Annotated in this window: 2 protein-coding genes; one reads left to right on the top strand and one right to left on the bottom strand. The window is 47.8% G+C overall.

Annotation, left to right across the window (positions count from 1 at the left end; all coding sequences use genetic code 11):
* Positions 1-1,510 (bottom strand): IS21 family transposase (gene istA / locus BIZ39_RS21330; RefSeq protein WP_187448039.1); only part of this gene is annotated, 1,510 nt, incomplete at its 3' end.
* A 207-nt stretch (positions 1,511-1,717) separates the two neighbouring features.
* Between istA and BIZ39_RS21325 the strand changes: the two genes are divergently transcribed.
* Complete coding sequence (locus BIZ39_RS21325) at positions 1,718-2,023, top strand: TetR family transcriptional regulator (protein WP_222936744.1); 306 nt, start codon at positions 1,718-1,720, stop codon at positions 2,021-2,023.
* The last annotated feature ends 145 nt before the right edge of the window (positions 2,024-2,168 follow it).

Raw genomic sequence — 2,168 nt, 5'->3', positions numbered from 1 at the left:
GTAGTTTATTTGGGTCGCGATGGAATCGACCACCGCCGGTATAAGCATCGCTTAAGGTATCGAAGGCGTTTGATTCATTGGGCTGCTGGTCTAGCCCCTTTTCTAGGATTTGTTTGACTGCGCTGTAACGCACATTGTCGAAGGTCAACGCGCGTGAGCAGGCGGCGTCGACGCGTTTATCACCGTAGCGTTTGGCAAGGCCCACAACACCTTGTGCAGCACGCAGGTTGTCCAGTACGCGACTGGCAAACAGACGCTTAATCAACACATGGCATGATTCGCCAATCCGCTTCGCCTGAGTCAGGCAATATTGCGGATCCTGCATGTTATAAGCCTGAGCGGCTGGCGGTTGATGTTCGGGAACGGTGGCTCTGCCACCCTGATGGCGCATTCGGGTATGTGTTGCTTTGAGTTCATGCCCCTGATAAATACGCACCATAGTGTCACTGGCTTTAAGCCAGAGCGTTTCTCTAATCAGCGTATAGGGCACCGAATAACGGCAGTGTTCAAATTGCACATGACCATCACCGTGTACCTTAACCTTTGCCCAGACAGCCTGCTCCGGTGGCACATCAGGTAATGGTTTAAGTCGTGCCTGTTCAATCTCAGTAAAGCGCTCCAGCGGCTGACATTTGGTGGTGCCGTGTTTACGATTTCCCGCAACCGCCAGTAACCAACGTTTAAGCTGTACGTTGGCATCACTCAGACTACGGAATTCCTTCAGAGGAACGAAGCTATTTTTGATGTACTTAACATTAGATTCGACACGGCCTTTTTTCTGCGGGTCACGCACGGGACATGGCGCAATCAAAAATCCATAGCCTTCGGCACACTCACCGTAAGCGCGCTGAACCTGTGGGTCGTGATAGCAAGCTTTTGTAATCGCACATTTAGGATTGTCGATGACCACGCGTTTTGGCACGCCTCTAAACCATTCAAACGCACGACGATGACAGGCCAGCCAGGTGGCGGTGCTTTGGTCACGAATGAACTCAGCGTAAATGTGACGACTCCAAGCCAGCGTCATCACAAATATCCAGCTTTTGCGAAGCTCGCCAGTTTCAGTATCCACAATGAGCGGCCCTGCACCAAAGTCAACTTGTGCGGTATCGCCAGCTGTGAATTCCATGACAGTAGTAGGAACTGGCGTCTTCTCAGCTAAGACTTTTAAAAAACGGATGACAGACCAGTAGCTTCCTGTGAAGCCATATTTCTCCACCAGTGCTTGATGGATTGTGGTGCCCTGCACACCATCCTGATACCACTTTTTCACTTTGTCCGCGTATGGTGCAACAGATGACGTTGTCGTTGGATTGGGTGGCCTCTCGCCGAAGACAGTGGCCAGTTGTGAATCATCAGGTAGTTCGCTATCGGGTTCAAGCCAGCCATGTTTCGATGCAATACGCTTAATCGCTTTGACTTTATTACGACCAGCGATTCCACTGTCAGCGATGGCTCGATTGGAATCGCCCATTCGCATTCGAACGAGGATGTGTCGGTATTGGTACATTTCAAACCTCCGGTTTGGCATGCGTATTCTCCTGACTACAAAACAGTCAAAGATACGCGAGTTAAACAGAAGTTTGAGGGGAAAAATCAGATTAAAGTGGATCTATTACGCCGCCAATCAGGTGGATCGATTACGGCACAAATGGGGTGGGTCCATTACGCCGCCAATGGAATGGATCCATAGCGGTGCCAATTAACACACCGAAAAATGAGTGTGGCGGCTGTTGCCGAGGAAGCGGGTGTCAGTCGAGCATTGATTCATCGTGATTGTCCTGACCTGTTAGAGCGCATCAAAGGCGGTGTAAATAAGGGCATCCGGCAGCAGCGTGATGCCAAGCAGACAGAGCTAAATGAGTATAAAGAGCGCAATCGAGAGCTACGTTCTGAGGTGGCAGAGCTGAAAGCGATGTTAGCTAAAGTTCAATCACAAAATGCTACGTTGATACGTAAGAATATGGCTCTCAGTAATGCTCATGTGGATAATAGCAATGTAATTCAACTTATTTATAGCTAATTATGTGAATTTAAAGAAATAATTTTATATTTAAGATTGCTTTTGAAGTGGTCAATAATCTTCAAAAGTGTAACTACAAATAAAACCATGTAAAACAGTAATTTAGCTGTAGTTACATGTAACGTACTATTTATAAGATATGAGC

Origin of the sequence: Alteromonas sp. BZK5, from assembly GCF_014349115.1 — a bacterium.
In the GTDB taxonomy this organism is placed as follows: domain Bacteria; phylum Pseudomonadota; class Gammaproteobacteria; order Enterobacterales; family Alteromonadaceae; genus Alteromonas; species Alteromonas macleodii.
Note: the sequence above shows the minus strand (reverse complement) of the source record. Positions and strands in the feature narration are given on the sequence as shown.